The 21184-nt window shown below is 53.9% G+C and carries 24 protein-coding genes and 1 pseudogene; 11 read left to right on the top strand and 14 right to left on the bottom strand.

All coding sequences use genetic code 11. From position 1 onward, the window contains the following. Positions 1-206 precede the first annotated feature (206 nt). The 5 genes and pseudogenes from ttcA to AC1UKS_RS10640 all read right to left on the bottom strand — a co-directional run. Positions 207-995, bottom strand: a pseudogene (gene ttcA / locus AC1UKS_RS10660) (tRNA 2-thiocytidine(32) synthetase TtcA); the annotation flags it as partial. Positions 996-1172: 177 nt separating this feature from the next. Beyond that, entirely contained in the window at positions 1173-1322 is a 150-nt protein-coding gene (ynaL, locus tag AC1UKS_RS10655; RefSeq protein ID WP_013202306.1) for a proline-rich small protein YnaL, read from the bottom strand. A gap of 281 nt (positions 1323-1603) precedes the next feature. Further along, positions 1604-2587, bottom strand: a complete 984-nt coding sequence (gene zntB, locus AC1UKS_RS10650; protein ID WP_013202307.1) for a zinc transporter ZntB — start codon at positions 2585-2587, stop codon at positions 1604-1606. A gap of 176 nt (positions 2588-2763) precedes the next feature. After that, a complete protein-coding gene (locus AC1UKS_RS10645; RefSeq protein ID WP_265910579.1) occupies positions 2764-3093 on the bottom strand; it encodes a hypothetical protein in 330 nt (109 codons plus the stop codon). Between the two features lie 152 nt (positions 3094-3245). Continuing rightward, positions 3246-4862, bottom strand: coding sequence for a peptide ABC transporter substrate-binding protein (locus AC1UKS_RS10640; protein WP_482436784.1), 1617 nt, complete (start codon positions 4860-4862; stop codon positions 3246-3248). A gap of 219 nt (positions 4863-5081) precedes the next feature. Between AC1UKS_RS10640 and mpaA the strand changes: the two genes are divergently transcribed. Further along, entirely contained in the window at positions 5082-5789 is a 708-nt protein-coding gene (gene mpaA / locus AC1UKS_RS10635; protein WP_013202310.1) for a murein tripeptide amidase MpaA, read from the top strand. Here the strand turns inward: mpaA and ycjG are convergent. Continuing rightward, positions 5786-6751: an L-Ala-D/L-Glu epimerase gene (ycjG, locus tag AC1UKS_RS10630; protein WP_482436782.1), complete on the bottom strand. Its 966-nt coding sequence runs from the start codon at positions 6749-6751 to the stop codon at positions 5786-5788. The genes mpaA and ycjG overlap by 4 nt on opposite strands. A gap of 159 nt (positions 6752-6910) precedes the next feature. On the opposite strand from ycjG, the gene AC1UKS_RS10625 reads away from it, so the two are divergent. From AC1UKS_RS10625 to AC1UKS_RS10610, 4 genes are all read left to right on the top strand, one after another. Then, on the top strand, positions 6911-7225 hold the full coding sequence (locus tag AC1UKS_RS10625; protein ID WP_134824221.1) for a hypothetical protein: 315 nt from the start codon (positions 6911-6913) through the stop codon (positions 7223-7225). Between the two features lie 290 nt (positions 7226-7515). Continuing rightward, on the top strand, positions 7516-7761 hold the full coding sequence (gene ycgZ / locus AC1UKS_RS10620) for a regulatory protein YcgZ (protein WP_013202313.1): 246 nt from the start codon (positions 7516-7518) through the stop codon (positions 7759-7761). Between the two features lie 30 nt (positions 7762-7791). Next, a complete protein-coding gene (locus AC1UKS_RS10615) occupies positions 7792-8082 on the top strand; it encodes a hypothetical protein (protein WP_053142934.1) in 291 nt (96 codons plus the stop codon). Positions 8083-8136: 54 nt separating this feature from the next. Further along, positions 8137-8385, top strand: a complete 249-nt coding sequence (locus AC1UKS_RS10610; protein ID WP_482436781.1) for a biofilm/acid-resistance regulator YmgB/AriR — start codon at positions 8137-8139, stop codon at positions 8383-8385. A gap of 63 nt (positions 8386-8448) precedes the next feature. Here AC1UKS_RS10610 and AC1UKS_RS10605 read toward each other — a convergent pair whose 3' ends face one another. Continuing rightward, on the bottom strand, positions 8449-8652 hold the full coding sequence (locus tag AC1UKS_RS10605; protein ID WP_482436780.1) for a hypothetical protein: 204 nt from the start codon (positions 8650-8652) through the stop codon (positions 8449-8451). A gap of 350 nt (positions 8653-9002) precedes the next feature. Here AC1UKS_RS10605 and AC1UKS_RS10600 point away from each other — a divergent pair, with 350 nt between their 5' ends. Next, complete coding sequence (locus AC1UKS_RS10600) at positions 9003-10220, top strand: diguanylate phosphodiesterase (protein WP_482436779.1); 1218 nt, start codon at positions 9003-9005, stop codon at positions 10218-10220. A gap of 88 nt (positions 10221-10308) precedes the next feature. Next, positions 10309-10812: a thiol peroxidase gene (gene tpx / locus AC1UKS_RS10595; RefSeq protein ID WP_013202318.1), complete on the top strand. Its 504-nt coding sequence runs from the start codon at positions 10309-10311 to the stop codon at positions 10810-10812. 83 nt (positions 10813-10895) lie between these two features. On the opposite strand, the gene tyrR is transcribed toward tpx, so the two are convergent. From tyrR to pspA, 7 genes are all read right to left on the bottom strand, one after another. Next, positions 10896-12458, bottom strand: coding sequence for a transcriptional regulator TyrR (tyrR, locus tag AC1UKS_RS10590; RefSeq protein ID WP_265910584.1), 1563 nt, complete (start codon positions 12456-12458; stop codon positions 10896-10898). 147 nt (positions 12459-12605) lie between these two features. After that, on the bottom strand, positions 12606-13664 hold the full coding sequence (locus AC1UKS_RS10585) for a TIGR01620 family protein (protein WP_482436778.1): 1059 nt from the start codon (positions 13662-13664) through the stop codon (positions 12606-12608). Continuing rightward, positions 13661-15058, bottom strand: a complete 1398-nt coding sequence (locus AC1UKS_RS10580; RefSeq protein ID WP_482436776.1) for a YcjX family GTP-binding protein — start codon at positions 15056-15058, stop codon at positions 13661-13663. Before AC1UKS_RS10580 ends, AC1UKS_RS10585 begins: the two co-directional genes overlap by 4 nt. Positions 15059-15122: 64 nt before the next feature. Next, the gene (gene pspD / locus AC1UKS_RS10575) at positions 15123-15359 is read right to left on the bottom strand and encodes a phage shock protein PspD (RefSeq protein ID WP_013202322.1); all 237 of its coding nucleotides are present in this window, start codon (positions 15357-15359) and stop codon (positions 15123-15125) included. Positions 15360-15413: 54 nt separating this feature from the next. Continuing rightward, entirely contained in the window at positions 15414-15779 is a 366-nt protein-coding gene (gene pspC / locus AC1UKS_RS10570; RefSeq protein ID WP_482436775.1) for an envelope stress response membrane protein PspC, read from the bottom strand. Further along, positions 15776-16003 (bottom strand): envelope stress response membrane protein PspB, encoded by a 228-nt coding sequence (pspB, locus tag AC1UKS_RS10565; protein ID WP_013202324.1) that lies wholly within the window; start codon positions 16001-16003, stop codon positions 15776-15778. The genes pspC and pspB overlap by 4 nt, the downstream gene beginning before the upstream one ends. A gap of 72 nt (positions 16004-16075) precedes the next feature. Continuing rightward, positions 16076-16741 carry a phage shock protein PspA gene (gene pspA / locus AC1UKS_RS10560; RefSeq protein WP_013202325.1) on the bottom strand — a complete coding sequence of 222 codons (666 nt, stop codon included), beginning with the start codon at positions 16739-16741 and terminating at the stop codon, positions 16076-16078. 174 nt (positions 16742-16915) lie between these two features. Between pspA and pspF the strand changes: the two genes are divergently transcribed. The 4 genes from pspF to chaB all read left to right on the top strand — a co-directional run bounded on the left by pspF (position 16916) and on the right by chaB (position 21131). Then, positions 16916-17905: a phage shock protein operon transcriptional activator gene (pspF, locus tag AC1UKS_RS10555; protein ID WP_482436773.1), complete on the top strand. Its 990-nt coding sequence runs from the start codon at positions 16916-16918 to the stop codon at positions 17903-17905. Between the two features lie 327 nt (positions 17906-18232). Further along, positions 18233-19855 (top strand): ABC transporter substrate-binding protein SapA, encoded by a 1623-nt coding sequence (gene sapA / locus AC1UKS_RS10550; RefSeq protein ID WP_482436771.1) that lies wholly within the window; start codon positions 18233-18235, stop codon positions 19853-19855. 2 nt (positions 19856-19857) lie between these two features. Next, positions 19858-20823 (top strand): putrescine export ABC transporter permease SapB, encoded by a 966-nt coding sequence (gene sapB / locus AC1UKS_RS10545; RefSeq protein ID WP_482436770.1) that lies wholly within the window; start codon positions 19858-19860, stop codon positions 20821-20823. Between the two features lie 74 nt (positions 20824-20897). Continuing rightward, on the top strand, positions 20898-21131 hold the full coding sequence (gene chaB / locus AC1UKS_RS10540) for a putative cation transport regulator ChaB (protein WP_013202329.1): 234 nt from the start codon (positions 20898-20900) through the stop codon (positions 21129-21131). The last annotated feature ends 53 nt before the right edge of the window (positions 21132-21184 follow it).

Here is a 21184-nt window from a genome sequence, read left to right as displayed (position 1 = left end):
CGCTGAGTGTAGCAGAAAACCCTGCCCGCAGGTGGCGGCCGGGTGGGTAACCGGCCAGCTAAGGAAGATTAAGCGGCAACCGTCGCCGCTTAATAAAAAGATTAGAGATTAGTCACATCGATAAACATGGATTTGTCGATATTGGTCGAAGAAACCGTCGCTTCGGTAAACGCGTACTCTTCCCTTTCGCCTTCACGATCCAGCGGCAGGTTAACAAAGTCGAACAGATTGCGGTCAGCCAGCTGGCTTGGGCTGACGTTCTGAATCGATTTAAACACGCTTTCCACGCGTCCAGGCTCTTTCTTGTCCCACTCGGTCAGCATCGATTTGATCGCCTGACGCTGCAGATTTTCCTGCGACCCGCAAAGGTTGCACGGAATGATTGGGAAGGCTTTGTGTTCCGAGTATTCAATCAGGTCTTTCTCGCGGCAGTAGGCCAGCGGGCGGATCACCACGTTACGTCCGTCGTCTGAACGCAGTTTCGGCGGCATCGCTTTCATACGCGCACCGTGGAAGATGTTGAGGAATAGCGTCTCAACAATGTCATCCATATGGTGGCCCAGCGCGATTTTGGTGGCGCCAATCCGCTCAGCAAATGAGTAAAGCGTGCCACGGCGCAGGCGGGAACACAGCCCACAGGTGGTTTTGCCTTCCGGGATCTTCTCTCTGACGACGGAATACGTGTCCTTATCAACGATGTAATAAGGAATATCCAGTTTATCGAAATACTCGGGCAAAATGTGCTCGGGGAAACCGGGTTGTTTTTGATCAAGGTTAACCGCAACCACGTCGAAATGGATAGGGGCAACCTTTTTTAAATTCAGCAGGATATCCAACATGGCGAATGAATCTTTGCCGCCGCTCATACAGGCCATCACCACATCATTTTCTTCAATCATGTTGTAGTCGATGATGGCGTTGCCAACGTTTCTGCGCAGACGTTTCTGCAACTTGTTGTATTCGAGCGATTCTTTTCTTGTATCTGTTTGATTCATAGCGACTTCTCATAACGTCGAAGCGGGTCGACGGTCGATTTCCTGGTTGGACACTTTTCTGGCGGGGAGTATACGGGTTTTTAGTGCAGGTTTAAATAATCCTGGCGGCGGGCAGCGCCAGAAGATAAGGAGACGTCCCTGTCAGCCAACCTGCCCGGTGAGGGGCAGGCATCGCCATCAGGCATACGGTGGCGGATCTAAAATCGGATCGGGATCGATCGGCGGATCCGGCATCGGCTGCGGGGTTGGGATCGGTTCAGGGATCGGGACCGGGTCGGTCGGAATGGGATCGGATGCGTGTGGAGTGTCCATAGTGTTGAGTAACATGTCTTCCTCCTCAGTCGTGGCATGTACGTAAAGCATAGGCACCCTAGCCTGAGCTGGCAAATGGACAAAAAAAAGCCGGGAATCCCCGGCTTGTACGAATCAATGTGCTATGCAGTAATTCAAATAAAAAGGAAGTAAGACAATATGGAGCGCAACGCCCATCGCTTGACGTTGCATTCACCTGCGGGAAAGAGTTTGCCCCAACGCTGGCCGGTGAATATTGATTTGGGTCAGTTTTGAGCGTCCTTTTTCATCTTTTTCAGGCTGATTTTTTCATCATCTCACAACCATTTACGTCTTTTTAACCACCACGCAACGCCAAGCACCAGCACCACCAGCAGGAAGCAGAAGGTGCCAAATCCGTATCCCCAACTTCCGCCAGGAATGCCGCCGAGGTTCACGCCAAACAATCCGGTCAGGAAGGTGGTTGGCAGGAACACCATCGCCATTAGCGACATGGTGTAGGTTCTGCGGTTCATCGACTCTGCCATCACCGTGCTGATTTCGTCCGATAATACCGCGGTTCTCGACACGCTGGCATCCAGATCGTCCAGCCCGCGCCCTAACCTGTCTGCGATATCCTGCATTCTGCGGCGGTCGTCGTCGCTCATCCACGGCAGACGCTCGCTGGCGATGCGGGAAAACACATCACGTTGCGGCGACATATAGCGCCGCATGATAATCAGCTGTTTACGAATTAACGCCAGTTCACCACGGGGTGGGATCTGTTGATCGACCACCGCGTCTTCCAGGTCGATAATTTTATCGTGCAGTTCTTCAATAAATTCACTGGTGTGATCGGTTAACGCATCACACACGTCCACCAGCCAGCCGCCGCCGTTTAACGGACCGTTACCGTTTTGCAGATCGGTCAGCACTTCATCGATGGCGAATACCTTGCGCTGACGGGTAGAGACGATCAGCTTGTCATTAATAAACACCCGAATGACCACCAGCTGATCGGGGCGGGATTCGCTGTTCAGATTGACGCTGCGCAGCGTGATCATCGTGCCATCGCCCAGGCGGTTTACCCGGGGCCGCATACTGTCGCCGCCGAGGGCATCGCGTACCGAGTCGGGCAACAGCGGCGTGGAGACCAGCCAGTCGGCACTCTCACGATGGGTGTAATTCAAGTGCAACCAGCAGGGCCTGTCGCAATGAATCACATCTTTGTCGTCAATGGGAATTAACCCGCCCTTACCATCCAGCTGGCAGGAAATTATGGCATCCGATATCTGTAACGCCTTGCCTTCAATAACGTCCACAACTGCTCCGCATTAAGCATAATCAATACGATACAGTCTAGCCTGCCCGCTCGTCGTTGCAAAACGACCATATTCCTGGGAGCGTTAAAAAGCATGTCAATATGCGAATAAACCCGCGCTTGCCCGGGAACCCGAGCAGCGAAAGGGAGATATTGAGTAATGGCTGGCAGAAGCTGTCAGCTTTGAGCGCGGTTCTGACACTTGGTTTGCTCCAGCGCTTTCAGCTGGGTCATGCGCTGGTCAGCATGCTTTTGTGCCAGACTTTTTGCCACCCCATTACCGATGCCAAAATCACCGATAAATCCGAGCACCGTAAGACCATCGAACTCGCCGGTTTTATCGATTTTTGCCTGGGTTTGTTGCTGCGAGGCAATTTGTGACTCGATGCCGGTGCAGTCCAGCGTGGTCGCCTGAACGTTACTGACGGGAGGTGAGGAAGGATATTGCTTCAGGGCACAGCCTGACAGCAACAGAGACGCAGTAAGTAAGCAAACTGACTTCAGCATAAAGTACCTGATCCGGGTTGAAGAACAACGTTGACCGGAACAGTATCCGTTATCAACATCTCATCCGATGCCATGAACAATTGGCTAATTTGCTGGCTTATTACACAATCATCTTTCCGGCGCGGTAGCGAAAGCCCCGCGCCGGCCGGTCATCAGTGCTTAATGATGTACATGGTGCGGCTGTAGGCCACATCTTCCGGGTTGGTGATGGGATAGCCTTTCACCCATGGCTTAATAAGACGTCCATTGGTGTACTGATAAATTGGCGCAATCGGCGACCGATCGGCAATGATCTGCTCGGCACGGTTGTAATCGTCGTTACGCGCGTCGCTGTTAGTTTCCCGGCTGGCTTTATCGATCAGCGCATCGTATTCCGGGCTGTTAAACTTAGCAATATTGCCGCTGTGAGTAGACGTCAGCAGGCTCAGGAACGTTGAAGGCTCGTTGTAATCCCCCACCCAGGACGCGCGGATCACATCAAAGTTGCCGGTGTTACGGCTGTCGATATAGGTTTTCCATTCCTGATTTTGCAGCTTAACCGACACCCCAAGATTCTTTTTCCACATGGAGGCAACAGCGATGGCCACCTTCTGGTTATTTTCCGAGCTGTTATACAGTAAGGTCAAATCCAGCGGATGGGTTGGGCCATAGCCCGCTGCGGCCAGCAACGCTTTTGCCTGTGCGTTCAGCTCTTCCTGCGAGTGCTGCTGCAGAAAACCGGGTTTTGGTTTGAAGCCCGCCGTCACATCAGCCGTAAAGTGCCAGGCGGGTTTCTCGCCGGTTCCCAATACTTTCTCGGCGATGATTTTGCGGTCGATGCTCCACGAAAGCGCCTTACGCACGCGCACGTCGGCCGTGGGTCCTTTGGTGGTATTAAACGCATAGTAATAGGTGCCCAGCTGATCCGGGGTGTAGACCTGGCCCAGCAGATCTTTCTTCAACATACTGTACATATTTTTCGGGAAGGATTCGGTGATATCAATATCATCAGCGCGGTAGCGTTTGGTGGCGCTGGATTCTTCGTTGATCGGCACAAAGGTCACTTTGGTCAGCACGCTGTGGGCGTTATCCCAATAGCGGTCATTGCGCACCAGCACCAGCTTTTCATTGACCACGCGCTCCTGCAGCGTATACGCACCGTTGCCGACCAACATGCCCGGCTGCACCCAGTCTTTCCCTGCTTTCTCAATCACCTTTTCCGGTACCGGATAGAGGCTGAAGTTGGCGGTCAGGCTGACGAAATACGGTACCGGTTTATCCAGCGTGACCTTAAGACGGTGATTGTCCAGTGCGGTGACGCCAAGCTTATCCGGCGTCATCTGCCCTTTGGTGATCGCCCCGGCGTTCTGGATGCCGGCCAGCTCCGCAAACCAGGCAAACGTAGAGCCGATTTTCGGGTCGACTAACCTGCGCCAGCTGTAAACGAAATCATTGGCGGTGACCGGATCGCCATTCGACCATTTGGCGTCCTTACGCAGGGTGAAAATCCAGGTTTTGTTATCGGTGGTCTGCCACTGCGTTGCCACGCCGGGAATAATGTTGCCTTTGGCATCCTGATTGGTCAGGCCTTCGAACAGATCGCGGATCACCTGAATTTCGGGCAGGCCGACCGCTTTTGCCGGATCGAGCGAGGCAGGCTCGTCTTTTATATGACGGACAATTTCCTGACGTGAGGCCAGTGCCGTTCCGGGTGGAACCTCAGCAGCAGAGACAGAAGCAGTGACAGCCAGCGCCAGCATAGCCAGCGTGAAACGGGAGGAATTGTTCATCAGGACACCTCAACGTAGGGGCAATTAAACGGGCAGATATTCCGACTTTAGCGCAAATCGTTGATAGATAAATAGCATTTTTCGCTACATTGGTCATGGGTTCGGAAAACCGTGACCTGACAACCCTTTTGTTCCCGGCGCGTTTACGCTAGTTTTAAGTAAACCGTCCAGGTTAGACAAACCTTCCAGGTTAGACATACCATCCAGGAGTGTAAAATCATGTCCCCGATCCATCCGCGCCCGTTACGCGGCAAGCTTGATGCAGTCAGTAAGGTTTATGGTGCCTCGGTACTCGGTGCGCCGCTGTTATGGTTTCCGGCTCCGGCGGCTGACGAAGACAGCGGATTGATCCTGGCGGGAACGCACGGTGATGAGACGGCTGCGGTGGTGACACTCTCCTGTGCGATGCGCACCTTGCTGGAACCGCATCGCCGACATCATGTGGTGCTGGCGGTGAATCCCGACGGTTGCCAGCTTGGGTTGCGGGCCAATTCTCGCGGCGTGGATTTGAACCGCAACTTCCCCGCGGCTAACTGGCAGCCGGGCGATACGGTTTATCGCTGGAACAGCGAGGCCGATGAGCGGGATGTTGTGCTGTCTACCGGCGAAAAACCGGCATCGGAACCTGAAACTCAGGCCCTATGTGATTTGATTCATGCGCTGAAGCCGAGTTGGATCGTCACGTTCCACGAGCCGCTGGCCTGCATTGAAGATCCGGATACCAGCCCGTTAGGTCACTGGCTGGCGAAGAAGATGGAGCTGCCGCTGGTTACCAGCGTCGGTTATGCCACGCCGGGTTCTTTTGGCAGCTGGTGTGCCGACCTGAGCCTGCCGGTGATCACCGCTGAATTGCCGCCGATCTCCGCCGACGAATCCACGGAGAAATATCTCGGCGCCATGGTCGATCTCCTCAGCTGGCAGCCTTAAAAAGCGATCCGGCCGCAGCTGAAAGGCAGCGCCGGATCCACATCCACCGCCAGCCAGGTGGGCCCGTCCAGATCGATGAAACGGGCCGAATTAACCAACGGTAGCGCGGCGGCGATAGCACGTGACGTACAAAGCATACATCCCAGCATGATCTCAAAACCGGCCGCTCGGGCTTCCTGCGCCAGGGACAGCGCTTCAGTCAGACCGCCGGTTTTATCCAGTTTGATATTCACCATCTCATAGTGACCTTTCAACCCCGCCAGACTTTCACGGGTGTGGCAACTCTCATCGGCACAAATCGGCAACGGATGGATGAAGTTTGCCAGCGAGGCGTCATCGCCCGCCGGCAGCGGTTGCTCCAGCATCGCCACGCCAAGGTCAGCCAGCAGCTGACAGCGCGCAGCCAGTCCTTCACTGTGCCAGGATTCGTTAGCATCAACAATCAGCGTTGCCTGCGGCACGGCGGTTCTGATCGCCACCAGCCTTTCGGTGATCAACGCATTATCCATTTTGATTTTCAGCAGCCTGGCGCCATTTTCCCACAGCGCCAGCGCCGAGCTGGCCATCATTTCAGGCGCATCAATACTGACGGTTTGCGCCATATCGATAATGAAGGGTTGCGTGGTCCCGGTCAGATGCCAGAGGTTAGTGGACAGCTTTCTGGCCTGCAAATCCCACAGCGCGGAGTCAATGGCATTACGCGCCGCGCCAGCAGGAAGCGCCTGCTGAAGCTGTTCGCGGGTCATTCCCTGTTCAAGCTGGGTGTATAACGCCGCAATTTGCGCCAGCACCGACGCTTCAGTTTCTCCGTAACGGGGATAAGGCGTGCATTCACCGACCCCTTTAATTCCCCCTTCCTCCAGTTCCACCACCACCACACCGGCCTCGTTGCGTGATCCACGGGCAATCACAAAAGGCGTATGCAATGGCCAGGCTTCCGGGTACACCTTTACTGCTCTCATCAACAAATCCTTATTGCGGGGAAGAAAGTGAAAATACACCATCAACATAGTCCTGACTGGAAGGGTTTGGCAATGTGTGAGCCAATTTCACAAATTGCCAATCCTGTTTTAAAATAACAGTGGTTAATCATTATTCAGCATCAGTGAGGGAGGTTCGTTTTGACTATTACTGACGAAGATCAGGAGCACCACGTTATGCTTGGCGAAGCAGCGATGAGTCTTATCTTCAGCAGGCAAGAAATAAGTCCGGCAGCATTACTGCACCAACTGCAGGTAATGGCCGTTGATGAAGACGACGACGACAGGCTGTTGCAGATCGCTCAGACGAGAAAATGGCTGGTTACGCAAAAGAACCACCACGCGGGCACTCCTGCAAAAAATGCGGTTACGGCATCGGATAGCCAGAACGATCCAGAATCCCGTGGCGCAGATAACCGACCACGCTCATCACAGTCTGACGAAGCGGAAAAGTAAACAGCCTGTATCCGGGGAGGCGGCACTGCTCCTTCCCCCTGTATTTCCCACCCCGCCCAAATCCCCTCACCGCTTGAAATACATCCATATTTTCTGCAAAACACGCTGTCGTCGGCGCAGCAACACTAAATTTTCTCTTTGTAACTCCCTGATAACAAATAGCTAGCACTTTATGCCTAAAATAGCCTGCCTGGATAACCCGGAAATTCTGTACAAGCTTGCTTTAGATGTATAACTTTAACGCTGAAAACGTGGATAAAATTTAATTTTATGACTGAGAGGGCAGCTTAATGCATCAGGGCGGATCGCATCCAAAGACTGAAAATGACATCAGTCGTTATTTTAATGAGGCCGTGTTGCCTTCTCAGCAGGAAACATTGGGCCAGATAGTGGTGGAGATTTTGCGTTCAGGCAAAAATCTTAACCGTAAATCACTTTGTTCTAAGCTGCTCACCCGGCTGGAACTGGCTTCAGGCCCTGAGCAGGAGCAACACTACCACGAACTGATTGGTCTGCTATTTGGCCGCCGGGGCTGAACGCAGTCTTAATGATTCAGAGATGTTGGTATGGATAAAAACGACGAAGAAAAACGGGTTGATATTCTTCTGGGCGAAGCAGTGATGGTCTTGTTAAAGGAAGATGCGGCAATCAGTAATGCTGCGTTGATCAAGCAGCTGAGGCTTCAGTCCGAAATGGAAACAGACCCGCGGCAAAAGCGCGCTTACCGACTGGCGGTAAGTGAAGTGAGAAACTATGCTTCTGCCGGCACACCACTACCCCGTCATCAAGTTCACAATCGTGACAAGAAACGGCCCCTTGTAAATCAAGGGCCACCAGACGGCAGCAAAAAACATTGAATTAATTTTACGCTGGCTTTACGCCAGTTTTTGTCACTTTATAAGGACTTACACATGCAACAGCAAAGCACAGAATCCCAAATCCTCTCGTTTTTTCAAGCAGAAGGTGATGTCCTCGCGCAGGAAACGGCTGTCATCGGCATGGTAATCCGCGAGATTGCCACCAAAGGACAGCATGTTAATAACAAGGCCATTATCCTCAAGCTAATCGAAAAGCTGGAAACGACGTCCGATGTGGTTCAGTTGGATATCTACCGCCAGGCGCTGGAAGTGGTCGTAGGCCGTACGCCAGACGACGCTTAAGAGACTCATCAATTGCTAGCAGTGAATAATAATTGCTAGCAATTGCGGTTTTATCGTTCAGGTTTAATGAAAACTTTCCAGCAGATATCGGAAAGCCTGTTGATAGATAGATTGTAGATGCTTATCACGGGTTGCCGTGCTGTGGGCTTGCAGCATGATTAACACATTCTTCTTTTCCAAAGGCTCGCCAGCTTCCAACAATGCAGATACCGCTCTGCCAATCACCGCATAGATTTCTGAAGGATAATCTTTATCTTTGCGCTGCACATCTCCTCCGTAACAGACTGGCCAGACTCAACATTTTATCATCAGATAAGGGTTCAAAAAACCCGGAATAAGCAGATACAGATACTTCCTATACGTGCCTTTATCATTATAGACATTCTGCACAAACCGGGAATATTATTTACGGCACCTTCTTGAAAGTATTAATTATATTTAATTAATTGCCTGAAAAGAATTCCATCGTTTCATGGTTATATTTCTCTGACCTGTTACCTGCTAGTCAAAATTTGAACAACATTCTCATCCGAATAAAAAACCTCTATACTGGAACCGCTGTCAGACCATGGCACTCAACATCCTGTCTATATAAAAACAATTTTATGGAATCCTCAATGCTGTCTACTCTCCTCTACCGCAGCCATATTTGTGATGATGTTCCGGTCAAAGCACTGAAGAACCTCTTATTAAAAGCCAATAAAAATAATGAATTAAACGAGGTTACCGGGATCCTCCTGTTTAACGGCACCCATTTCTTCCAGCTGCTGGAAGGCCCTGAACAGGCGGTAAAAACCATATACGAGCATATTTGCCTCGATAAACGTCATCATAATTTGGTGGAGTTAATGCGCGACTATGCCCCTTCCCGCCGCTTTGGCAATGCCGGAATGGAGCTTTTCGATTTGCGCCTCCACGATCGCGAAACCGTGCTGCAGGCGGTGTTGGATAAAGGAACGTCAAAGTATCAACTGACTTACGACGACCGCGCTTTGCAGTTTTTGCGTTCTTTTGTCGAAGCGCGAGAAAGTGAAGAGTATTTTGAAATTCCCCCTGCCGTTAACTGGAACTTTGTCAGCGATGCTGAGCCTGACGAAAATGATCGCCAGTTCCCTGAGCAGGGATACAGTTTTGCCTTCCAGCCGATCGTCGATCCACTGTCACAAAAGATCGTTTCACTTGAAGCCCTGATGCGTAACGCTTCCGGCATGAATCCGCTGGACTATTTTGACACCCTGCCTCGTAATGAACTTTACGAACTGGATATAAAGTCTAAGAAAGTAGTGTTTGAACTGGCTAAAAAGATGGGCATCGAGGGACTGACGCTTTCCATTAATTTACTGCCAATGTCACTGGTGATGGTGCCCGACGCGGTAGATTTCCTGATTCAGCAGATCGATGCCAACGGATTAGTGCCCGAGCAAATCGTGATTGAGGTGACCGAAAACGAAGTTATCTCGCGCCCGGACGAGTTTTCGCTGGCCATAAAACAGTTGAAAGCCGCAGGCTTTAATCTGGCCATTGATGACTTTGGTGCCGGATCCGCCGGTTTATTACTGCTGGCCCGGTTCCAGCCGGACCGTGTCAAAATCGATCGCTACATTATTAATGACGTGCATAAAAGCGGCCCAAAACAGGCGATTGTGCACGCCATCATTAAGTGTTGTCAGTCGCTGAACATCGGTGTGATTGCGGAAGGCGTCGAGCAGCCGGAAGAGTGGATGTGGCTGGAGTCCGCCGGGATCAGTCATTTTCAGGGCTTCCTGTTTGCGACCCCAAAAATTGAGGCAGTCCCTGCGGTTGCCTGGCCTGAACTGAACGAAGACGCGCTCTGATACGCTGTTTGTTACGGATTTTTCTGTGTGCGATCGCCAGCATGACATACACTCAGTGCTGGGTTTACTGCGCTTATAAGGAAAAATTATGTCTCAGACAGTTCATTTTCAAGGCAACCCGGTTGCCGTTGCAGGTCAGATCCCCGAGAAGGGCGAAGCCGCTAAGCCATTTACACTGGTCGCTAAAGACCTGTCGGAAGTCTCGCTGACTCAATATGCCGGCAAGCGTAAAGTGCTTAACATCTTCCCAAGCGTCGATACCGGCGTGTGTGCCACTTCGGTACGCAAATTTAACCAGCTGGCAGGCGAAGTGAGCAACACGGTCGTGCTGTGTATCTCTGCCGACTTACCTTTTGCTCAGTCCCGCTTCTGCGGATCTGAAGGCTTAAGCAACGTGGTCACCCTTTCCACGCTGCGTGGCAGTGATTTCAAACAGGATTATGGTGTGGCGATTGCTGATGGCCCGTTGAAAGGTCTGGCGGCGCGCGCAGTGGTAATTCTGGATGAGCAGGACAAGGTCATTTACAGCCAGTTGGTGAACGAAATTACCACCGAACCGGAATATGACGCCGCGCTTGCTGCCTTAAAGTAATGGCAAACGTTGCGTGAAGGGAGTCCACCTTCCCTCGTCAGCACGACGTGTTAAAGCAGGGCGGCGTGTTTCCGCCCTGCTTTTTATTTACTCTCGGGATCGACTTTCTTTTGGCTGAGCCCGTATTCACGCAGTTTATTGGCAATCGCGGTGTGAGACACGCCCAGTCGTTTTGCCAGTTTGCGCGTGCTGGGATACGAGAGATAAAGCCGGGTTAAGATTGAACGCTCAAAGCGGCTGGTAATCTCATCCAGCGACCCTTCCATCACTTCCTCGCCTAACGGCATCTCCATGGCGAACTCCGGCAGGATGATATCCTGCGGACGCAGTTCATGACCGTCAAGCTGAGTCAGCGCCCGATACAAAGCATTCTTTAACTGGCGCACGTTACCCGGCCAGGTATAACGGCTGAGGAACGCATTCAGCTGTGGCGCGAGTTTTGGTCTGGCCACGCCCTGCTCATCGGCAAACCGGGCCACGAACATTTCGGTCAACGGCAGAATATCCTGCGGTCGATCGCGCAGCGGGGGCAGGTTTAGCGTCAGGACATTGAGGCGGTAGAACAGATCTTCGCGGAACTCCCCGCGATGCACCATTTCGGTCAGATTTTTCTGTGTGGCACAGATCACCCGCACATCCACATGCACTTCATGTTCTTCGCCCACCCGGCGGAAGGTGCCGTCATTGAGGAAACGCAGCAGCTTAGTCTGCATCCTTGGGGTCATTTCGCCAATTTCATCCAGCAGCACGGAGCCGCCGCTGGCCTGTTCGAAGAAGCCCTTCTTGCCTTCCAGCGCGTTCGGATAGGCCCCGGCCGCATGGCCAAACAGTTCGCTTTCGGCCACATCGTCTGGCAATGACGCGCAGTTCAGGGCCAGGAACGGCTTTTTGCCCCGCGCGCTGCGCAGATGACAGGCCCGGGCCAGCATATCCTTGCCGGTGCCGGTATCGCCGACAATCAGCAACGGTGCATCAAGCATCGCCAGTTTGCGCGCCTGATCGACCACCTGGCGCATTTTCGGCGTCACCGCGACGATGTGGTCAAATTCGCTGTCGTCATTCACCGCCAGGTTTTGCAACTGCTGGCCCATTCTGGCGGTGGATTTCAACATCACCACCGCACCCACCGGGTTGACCACCTCACCTACGGCATAAATCGGGGTGATCTCCATCAGGAAATCGCGCCCCTGAATCACCACATGGTGAGCCTGAGGTTCGATGCGCTCATTCTCCAGCCAGCGTTGAAAGTTGAAACCGGGGATCAGTGCACCGGCGCCAAAATTACGCATCTTCTCTTCGTTGAGCGCAAACAATCCCTGAGCCGCCGGGTTCGCTAGCTCCACTTTGCTTTTCATATCGATAGAAAACACCGGTTCCGGCAGCGCCACCAGCAGCGCGCTGAGCGCACGATGTTCACGTTCCGAAGGAAGGAAGTTGACCGTTCTGACATCGGTTACGCTGGGAATGCGGCGGATTTCTGCCATCAGCTGGCTGAACAGTTCAAATTCAACCGGACTGAAGTTGAGGTAGATGCGCCCGATTGAGGCTATTTCAATTCCGCGCAAATCGATGTTTCGCTCCACCAGGAGATCGAGCAATTCACGGGTAAGACCAAGTCGGTCCTGGCAAAAAACTTCCAGACGCATAGGGGGCAACCTTTCATTATTCGGGCTATGACTGATGATACTCTATCGGCGTGAGCGCCAGTAGTGGTCTGGAAGGAAAAGTTGACAGGGACCGTGCTGAATGCGCACCAACCCAGCAATAATCTGGATTGGCGCGTAAACTTTCGACTATTTTTCGGGAGTTACTGGCCCTTTTTGCAGGGTTTCTTTCAGCTGGATAATCAGATCGCGACGGAAATCACCCAGACGGGGTTTGTCACCTTCAATCCACGGCAGCGGACGGCACAATTCCATGGTTTTGATCCCCAACCTGGCGGTCAGCAGCCCGGCACCAATCCCCTGCGCAGCACGGGCGGAAAAGCGCGCGGCCAGATCCTGAGACATCCAGTCCATCCCCACTTCCCGGACCAGTTCGGATGCACCGGCAAACGCGATATTCAGCAGCACCAGACGAAACAGGCGGATACGGCTAAAGTAGCCCAATTCAATGCCATAAATGGCGGCGATACGGTTCACCAGACGCAGGTTTCGCCAGGCGATAAACGCCATATCCACCAGCGCCAGCGGGCTGACGGCGATCATCAGGGTCGACTCAGCCGAACTGCGACCAATTTCACGCCTGGCCTGACGATCTAACACCGGTTGAACCAGCTGGGCATACAGACCGACTATTTCGCGATCGTTGTGGGTTTCGTGCAGCGAGGCATGCCAGCGTTGCAGCGCCGGATGGCCCTGATCCAGCCCGGCCTGTCTGGCCAGCTTTTCACAGAACGCCCGCCCTTTGCCCATGCCGTGACTGGTGAGTAATTCCCGCGCCACATCCCTTTCTTCCGCACGCTCACGCAGGCGATACAGGCGACGCCATTCGGCAATCAATGAACCCGCGCCGGCAAACACAATCAACCCACCGGCGACACAGCCGCCCATCGCTATCCAGTCCTGCTGAAGCCAGGCATTATGCGCCCACTGTACGCCCTGCGCGACCACGCTGATCCCCAGTACGGTCAGACCGGCCTTGACCATTTTGCGCCACAGACTGCGTTTTGGCCGCAGGGCCGCTTCCACCACGCGTTCACCTTCGCCCTCTTCGACAGGCTCAAGATCGGGATCTTCCGGGACGAAAACCGCGTTCTGCTGCTCAAATGCCTGTGCCGCCTTCAGATTCGGCAGCGTTTCGGCTTCCAGCGGCTTGGCAAAATCAATTCGAGGTTTGATTGGCGTATTCATCGCAATTTATCTCCCAGTAAAAACTCCAGCGCCGCATCCATCCTGATGTGCGGCAGAGGACGATCCACATCCAAATCCTGTGGCCGGAATTGTTCAAAGTGAAAACCCTGCTGCTGCCAGAATGCGTTGCCCGGCAAGCGTGGCGGCACTTCACCGGGATAGACGGTGAGCGGTTCGTTATCCGCCAGGCGATGGCCGCGTAATGCCGGGATCTTCTCACCCTGATGATCCACCAAGCCACTTTGGGTCGCCTGCACCGAAGCCAGGCCCATACAGTCCATGGTGATGCCTTCAAACGCCGCGTTCTGCCAGGCGTCCTGCACCAGCTGCTGCAGCAGTGACACCAGATTAGCGTGCTGATCCGCGGTGACGTGATCGGATTTTGTGGCGGCAAACAGCAGCTTATCGATCACCGGCGAGAACAAACGGCGGAACAGCGTGCGCTGCCCGTAGGAGAAGCTCTGCATCAGCTGGGTCAACGCGAGGCGCATATCGTTAAACGCCTGCGGGCCACTGTTCAGCGGTTGCAGACAGTCGACCAGCACGATCTGGCGGTCGAATTTCAGGAAGTAGTTTTTATAGAAACCTTTGACCACATGCTGGCAATAGTAGTTAAAGCGCGCGCGCAGCATACCGATGTTGGTACTGGCGTCCGCCTGCGCCAGCCGGGCTTCATGGCTCTCATCCAGCTGTGGCCACGGGAAGAACTGCAGTGCGGGCGCGCCCGCCATATCACCGGGCAGTACAAAGCGACCAGGCTGAATAAAATGCAGGCCTTCCTGCTTACATTTCAGCAGGTATTCCGTCCAGGCCGCCGCAATTTCACCCAGCCGATTTTCATCAGCCGGCGCCAGCGGATCCAGACCTTCGCACAGGGTTTTCCAGCGTTCAGACCAGCTGGCGCGGTCGCCCTGCAGCAAGCCGGTCATCTGCCGGGACCAGCCGAGGTAATCCTGGGCCAGCATCGGTAAATCCAGCAGCCACTCGCCGGGATAGTCGACAATTTCCAGATAGAGCGTTGAGGTATCTCTGAAATGCCGCAGCAGCGATTCTCGTGAACGATAGCGCAGCGCCAGACGCATTTCGCTGACGCCGCGGGTCGGCGTTGGCCAGTCCGGCGGCGACGCATAAAGCTGAGAGAGACCTTCGTCATAGGTGAAGCGCTGAATGCCCATATCACGCTGTGGCACGCGCTTAACGCCTAACAGCCGCTCTTCGCGCACGGCGGAAAACATCGGCAGGCGCGCGCCGGAATTGACGTTGAGTAGTTGATTAACCAGAGAGGTGATAAAAGCGGTTTTGCCGCTGCGGCTGAGGCCAGTGACAGCAAGGCGCAGGTGGCGATCCGCGCCCCGATTCACCAGCGACAGCAATTCATTTTGAAGTCGGTTCATTGTGGTGTCGGCACCTTTTTATTGTTCTGTTTACAGCACTGTTCGGGACGGCAAGTGTAGCAAATTAAGGCAAGGTTTTAGACTTATTCCAGCGGGCGGAAGCGCCACGCACGGCACGACGCAGCAGCGGTTCCAGTGCCCAGGCAAGGAAGATTTTCAGCGGACGGTGGGCGACAGATTTAACCGCCCATCCGGCCAGACCGCCGGGTCCGTAAGTCAGTGCGCTAATCAACACGAATTTTCCCACCCTCTTAAACGCGGGCGCGGCATTACTTTTTACAGATGATTGCCAGTTACGCATAAATGTACTCCTGAAAAGAAGAGAAAGGCCCGCGAACGAGCCCGCTCAGAGGGATTATAGGTGACGAAAACGGCTGCGGACGCTGAAGGTTTCCGAGGTAACGTAACGCTCCATGTTCCTCAGGCTGGCTTCGCCGCCGTTCAGCTCGGCGCCCAGTTGATCCAGCAGCTGGTGCGCGGTTGGCGCTCTTTCACCATTTCTGTCCAGTTCCTCTGGCATCTCATCCAGCAAAAACGCCAGGCCGAAATAGGCGATCAGGGTGAAGAAAAACAGGCCAAAGAACATCGACAGCACCACAATCACCCGCACCAGACGTACCGGGATATCCAGATATTCGGCCACGCCGGCGCAAACGCCCTTCACTTTGCCGCGAGCAGGAATGCGGTAAAGCTTTTTGCCCTTAATGGTTGCGCCGCTCATGGCTGCCTCCAGTTCGGGTGCTCTGCATCCAGAATTTCTTCCAGCGCCTGCACACGCTCACGCATCCGTTTAGCATCCTGAGTTAACTGCTGCAGACGCTGCAGTTCACCTTGTGACAGCTCAGCGCCGTTGTTCTGACGGTTGCTGTAATGAAGCCATAACCAGATCGGTGCCACAAACAGCACGAAAATCGTCAGGGGTATGGCCAGAAATAACGCGCTCATTCATTCTCCTTGAAATATCGACCTGAACATTTTCAGGAACGGGCATCCAGCCAGGGATGCCGGGCACAGGCATTACTCACTGCGGTTCATTTTGGCTTTTAACGCCGCCAACTGCTCACTGATTTCATCATCGGCGTGCAGGTCTGCAAATTCCTGATCCAGCGTTTTCTTTTTACCAAAGCTCTGGCTTTCGGCTTCGGCTTCCATATGATCGATACGGCGTTCAAAGGATTCGAAACGGGCCATCGCTTCATCAATTTTACCGCTGTCCAGCTGACGACGCACGTCACGTGAAGAAGAAGCGGCCTGATGACGTAAGGTCAGGGCCTGCTGACGGGCGCGGGTTTCGGTGAGTTTTTTCTCCAGCTCGCCAATTTCGCCTTTCATACGGGTCAGCGTCTCTTCAACCTGCTCAGCTTCACGCTTCAGTGACACAATCAGCTCGGTCAGCTTCTGTTTTTCGATCAGCGCCGCACGGGCCAGATCGTCTTTCTCTTTACGCAGCGCCAGCTCGGCTTTGTCCTGCCATTCGGTCTGCTGGGCTTCAGCCTGGTCGATACGACGCACCAGCTGTTTCTTTTCTGCCAGCGCACGGGCGGATGTTGAGCGTACTTCGACCAGCGTGTCTTCCATTTCCTGAATCATCAGGCGTACCAGCTTTTGCGGATCCTCTGCTTTCTCCAGCAGCGAATTGATATTGGCGTTCACGATATCGGCAAAGCGAGAAAAAATACCCATAATCAAAGTCCTCGGTAGTGTCTTATTGAATGTGCGCAGTGATCTGCGTCGACGCTATTACCTATTCAAATCGCGTGCCAACTTTTATCTTATTGATTTGTGGGCATTCACAGTGTTTACAGGCGGATGCTGATTGGTTAATGTGGTGTAAATAACTAACATCTGGTGAATTTCATGAGCGAAAATAACGAGACGTTGCTCGGCGAGTCAAATAATTTCCTCGAAGTGCTTGAGCAGGTTTCCCGTCTGGCGCCGTTGAACAAGCCGGTGTTGGTCATTGGCGAGCGGGGAACCGGGAAAGAGCTGATCGCCAGCCGTCTGCATTACCTGTCCGACCGCTGGCAGGGGCCATTTATCTCCCTTAACTGTGCGGCGCTGAATGAAAACCTGCTGGATTCGGAACTGTTCGGCCATGAAGCCGGCGCCTTTACCGGCGCACAAAAGCGCCATCTGGGACGCTTCGAACGTGCTGATGGCGGCACCCTATTCCTCGATGAGCTGGCTACCGCACCGATGCTGGTGCAGGAAAAACTGCTGCGGGTGATTGAGTACGGACATTTAGAGCGCGTTGGCGGCAGTCAGCCGCTGCAGGTGAGCGTGCGGCTGGTTTGTGCCACCAACGATGATTTGCCGCTGCTGGCGCAGGAGGGAAAATTCCGCGCCGACCTGCTCGATCGCCTGGCGTTTGATGTGGTTCAGTTGCCGCCATTGCGCGAACGCCGCAGCGATATTCTGGTGATGGCCGAGCATTTTGCCATTCAGATGTGCCGCGAGCTTGGCCTGCCGCTGTTCCCCGGCTTTTCGGCGCAGGCAAAACAGATCCTGCTGGACTACCGCTGGCCGGGTAATGTGCGTGAGTTAAAGAATGTGGTAGAGCGCTCGGTTTATCGCCATAACGAAGTCGATCAGGAGCTGGACAGCATTATTATTAACCCTTTTAAGCCTCAACAGCCTGCCAGGGAAACTAAAGTGGCTGAGGCTGGCAGCCTGCCTGATTTACCTCTGGATCTGCGCCGCTGGCAGAATCAGCAGGAGAAAGATCTGCTGGATAAAAGCCTGGCTCAGGCCCGCTATAACCAGCGTCGCGCGGCGGAATTACTGGGCGTTACCTATCACCAGCTGCGCGCGATGATGAAAAAGCACGGCATCAACGTCGATAAGTAAGCCCTGACGGCTGACAAAAAAAAGCCCGCTCGAGGCGGGCTAAAAAATACTGGAAGCAATGTGAGCAATGTCGTGCTCTTCTTCGGTAGAGCCACCGTCGAAGCGCAGGAGAATAATAATCATTCGCAGTATCAACTGTAAAGCACTTTGTTGAGAATATTTCTCATTACCATGGCAACATTGGGCGTATTATGAACATCCCTGAACAGTGCAGGGAAACCTTTTATTCCGTTTTTGCCGGAAAAAGCGTCAGTTATCCCGGCAAACTTTGGGGCAGGCCGGAGAGTGCGGTACACTCTGACTATTGCCTGATTTTTCAGATGACTTATGCGCACATTATTCTCCACGCTTTTGCTGGGGCTGAGCCTGTTCAGTGCCTCAACCTGGTCCGCTTCGCCCGGCGATATTCGTCAGAGCGGTTTTGTCTATTGCGTCAACGGCGCGGTCACCACCTTTAACCCGCAGTTAGCCAGCGGCGGCCTGGTGGTTGATACGCTGGCGGCCCAGCTGTATGACCGTCTGCTGGATGTTGACCCCTATACCTACCGGCTGATCCCGGAACTGGCGCAAAGCTGGGAAGTGCTTGATAACGGCGCCACCTACCGTTTTCATCTGCGGGACAATGTCCATTTCCAGAAAACAGCCTGGTTCTCCCCTACCCGCACGATGAATGCCGACGATGTGGTGTTCAGCTTCCAGCGCATTTTTGACCGCCAGTCGCCGTGGCATAACGTCAATGGCGGCAGCTATCCCTATTTCGACAGCCTGCAGTTCGCCGATGCCGTGCAAAACGTGAAGAAGCTGGATAAAAATACCGTTGAGATCCGCCTGCATAATCCGGACGCCTCATTCCTCTGGCATATCGCCACCCATTATGCGCCGGTGCTTTCCGCCGAATATGCCGATCGCTTGACGAAGGAAGATCGCCAGGAACAGATGGATCGCCAGCCGGTCGGCACCGGTCCGTTTATGTTAAGCAGCTATCGCACCGGGCAATATATCCGTCTGGCGCGTAATCCGGAGTACTGGAAAGGCCTGCCGCGCATGCCGCAGGTGGTGATTGATATGGGCGCTGGCGGCACGGGCCGGCTGTCGAAGTTACTGACCGGCGAATGCGACGTGCTGGCCTATCCTGCCGCCAGCCAGATTTCGATTCTGCGCGACGATCCGCGTCTGCGTCTGACCTTGCGTCCGGGAATGAATATTGCCTATCTGGCGTTTAACACCCGCAAAGCGCCGCTGGATCGCGTTGAGGTGCGTCAGGCGCTGGCGCTGGCGATCAACAACGAACGTCTGATGGAATCCATTTATTACGGCACGGCGGAAACCGCGGCATCTATTCTGCCGCGCGCGTCCTGGGCTTACGACAATGAAGCCAGAGTGACCGAATATAATCCGAAAAAAGCCCGTGAAGAGCTAAAGGCGCTGGGCGTTACCGATCTGCATCTGAATTTATGGGTGCCGTCAGCATCCCAGTCGTGGAATCCCAGCCCGTTAAAAACGGCTGAGCTGATTCAGGCGGATTTGGCGCAAATCGGCGTTACGGTCACCATCGTCTCGGTTGAAGGCCGATTCCAGGAAGCGCGCCTGATGCAGATGAATCATGACCTGACGCTGACGGGCTGGTCGACGGACAGTAACGACCCGGACAGCTTCTTCCGTCCGCTATTAAGCTGCGCGGCGATCGGCTCGCAGACCAACTATGCTCACTGGTGTGACCCGGCCTTTGACGAGGTGCTGCATAAGGCATTGCTTTCTCAGCAGCTGGCTTCGCGCATAGACTATTACGATCGGGCACAACGGATGCTCGCCCAGTCGCTGCCGGTGCTGCCTCTGGCCTATTCCCTTCGCTTGCAGGCTTATCGCCACGATATTCAGGGACTGGTATTGAGCCCGTTCGGTAACGCGTCGTTTGCCGGCGTGCACCGTGACAAAGGCGAGGAGAAATAACCATGGTGATTTATACGCTGCGACGCCTGGTGCTGTGGCTGGTTACCCTGTTTATGCTGACGCTGGTGGGCTTCAGCCTCAGTTACTTTACGCCGCATGCGCCTTTACAAGGGGCCTCGCTGTCAGACGCCTTCTTCTTCTGGTACAAAGGCCTGTTCCAGCTGGATTTTGGCGTTTCCAGCATTAACGGCGAGCCAATTGGTCAGCAGATCCGCGAGGTGTTTCCCGCCACGCTGGAGCTGTGCATTATGGCGTTCGCGCTGGCGATGTTTATTGGTATTCCGCTGGGAATTGCTGCCGGCGTGATGCGCAATAAATGGCAGGATAAAACCATCAGCGCGCTGGCGTTGCTGGGTTTTTCGATGCCGGTATTCTGGCTGGCGCTGTTACTGACGCTGTTCTTCTCGCTGAACCTCGGATGGTTGCCGGTTTCTGGCCGCTTTGACCTGCTGTACCCGGTGAAGAATGTCACCGGCTTTGCGCTGATTGATGCGTGGTTCAGCCCTTCGCCGTGGCGCCATGAGATGCTGGTCAGTGCGCTGATGCATCTGATTTTGCCGGTCACCGCCCTCGCCGTCGCGCCGACCACGGAAGTTGTGCGTCTGCTGCGCATCAGTACCCGCGAAGTGATGGAGCAGAACTATATTAAGGCGGCAGCCACCCGCGGCCTGTCACGGTTTACCATCATTCGCCGTCACGTGCTGCATAACGCCCTGCCACCGGTGATCCCACGCCTGGGCCTGCAATTTTCCACTATGTTAACGCTGGCGATGATTACCGAAGTGGTGTTCAGCTGGCCGGGGCTTGGACGCTGGCTGGTGGATGCCATTCGTCAGCAGGATTACGCGGCGATTTCCGCCGGGGTGCTGATGGTGGGCGGTCTGGTGATCACGGTAAACGTGCTGGCCGATGTTCTGGGTGCCGCGTTGACGCCGCTGAAGCATAAAGAATGGAACGCCGTCCGCTAGGCGCACTCGCAGGGCAGCTTGAAAAATCGCCTGACTGCGCCAGACTTTAGCGCATCGATTAAAGGAGGTCAGTCATGCCCTACGATTCACGAAGTGCCTTACCCGACAGCGTTCAGCATGTTCTTCCTGCTCATGCCCAGGACATTTATATGGCCGCATTTAACAGTGCCTGGGATGAGTATAAAGATAAAAAAGACCGCAAGGATGACAGCTCGCGGGAAGAAGTGGCCCATAAAGTGGCCTGGGCGGCCGTTAAGCATCAGTACGAAAAAGGCGACGATGATAAGTGGCATAAGAAGTCATCGTAATCAGAAGGCATTAACGCTGAAAATCTTGCTGCGGCTTGCTGAAAATTCTAACG

The organism is Erwinia sp. AK-PDG3-5 (assembly GCF_056821705.1).
Note: the sequence above shows the minus strand (reverse complement) of the source record. Positions and strands in the feature narration are given on the sequence as shown.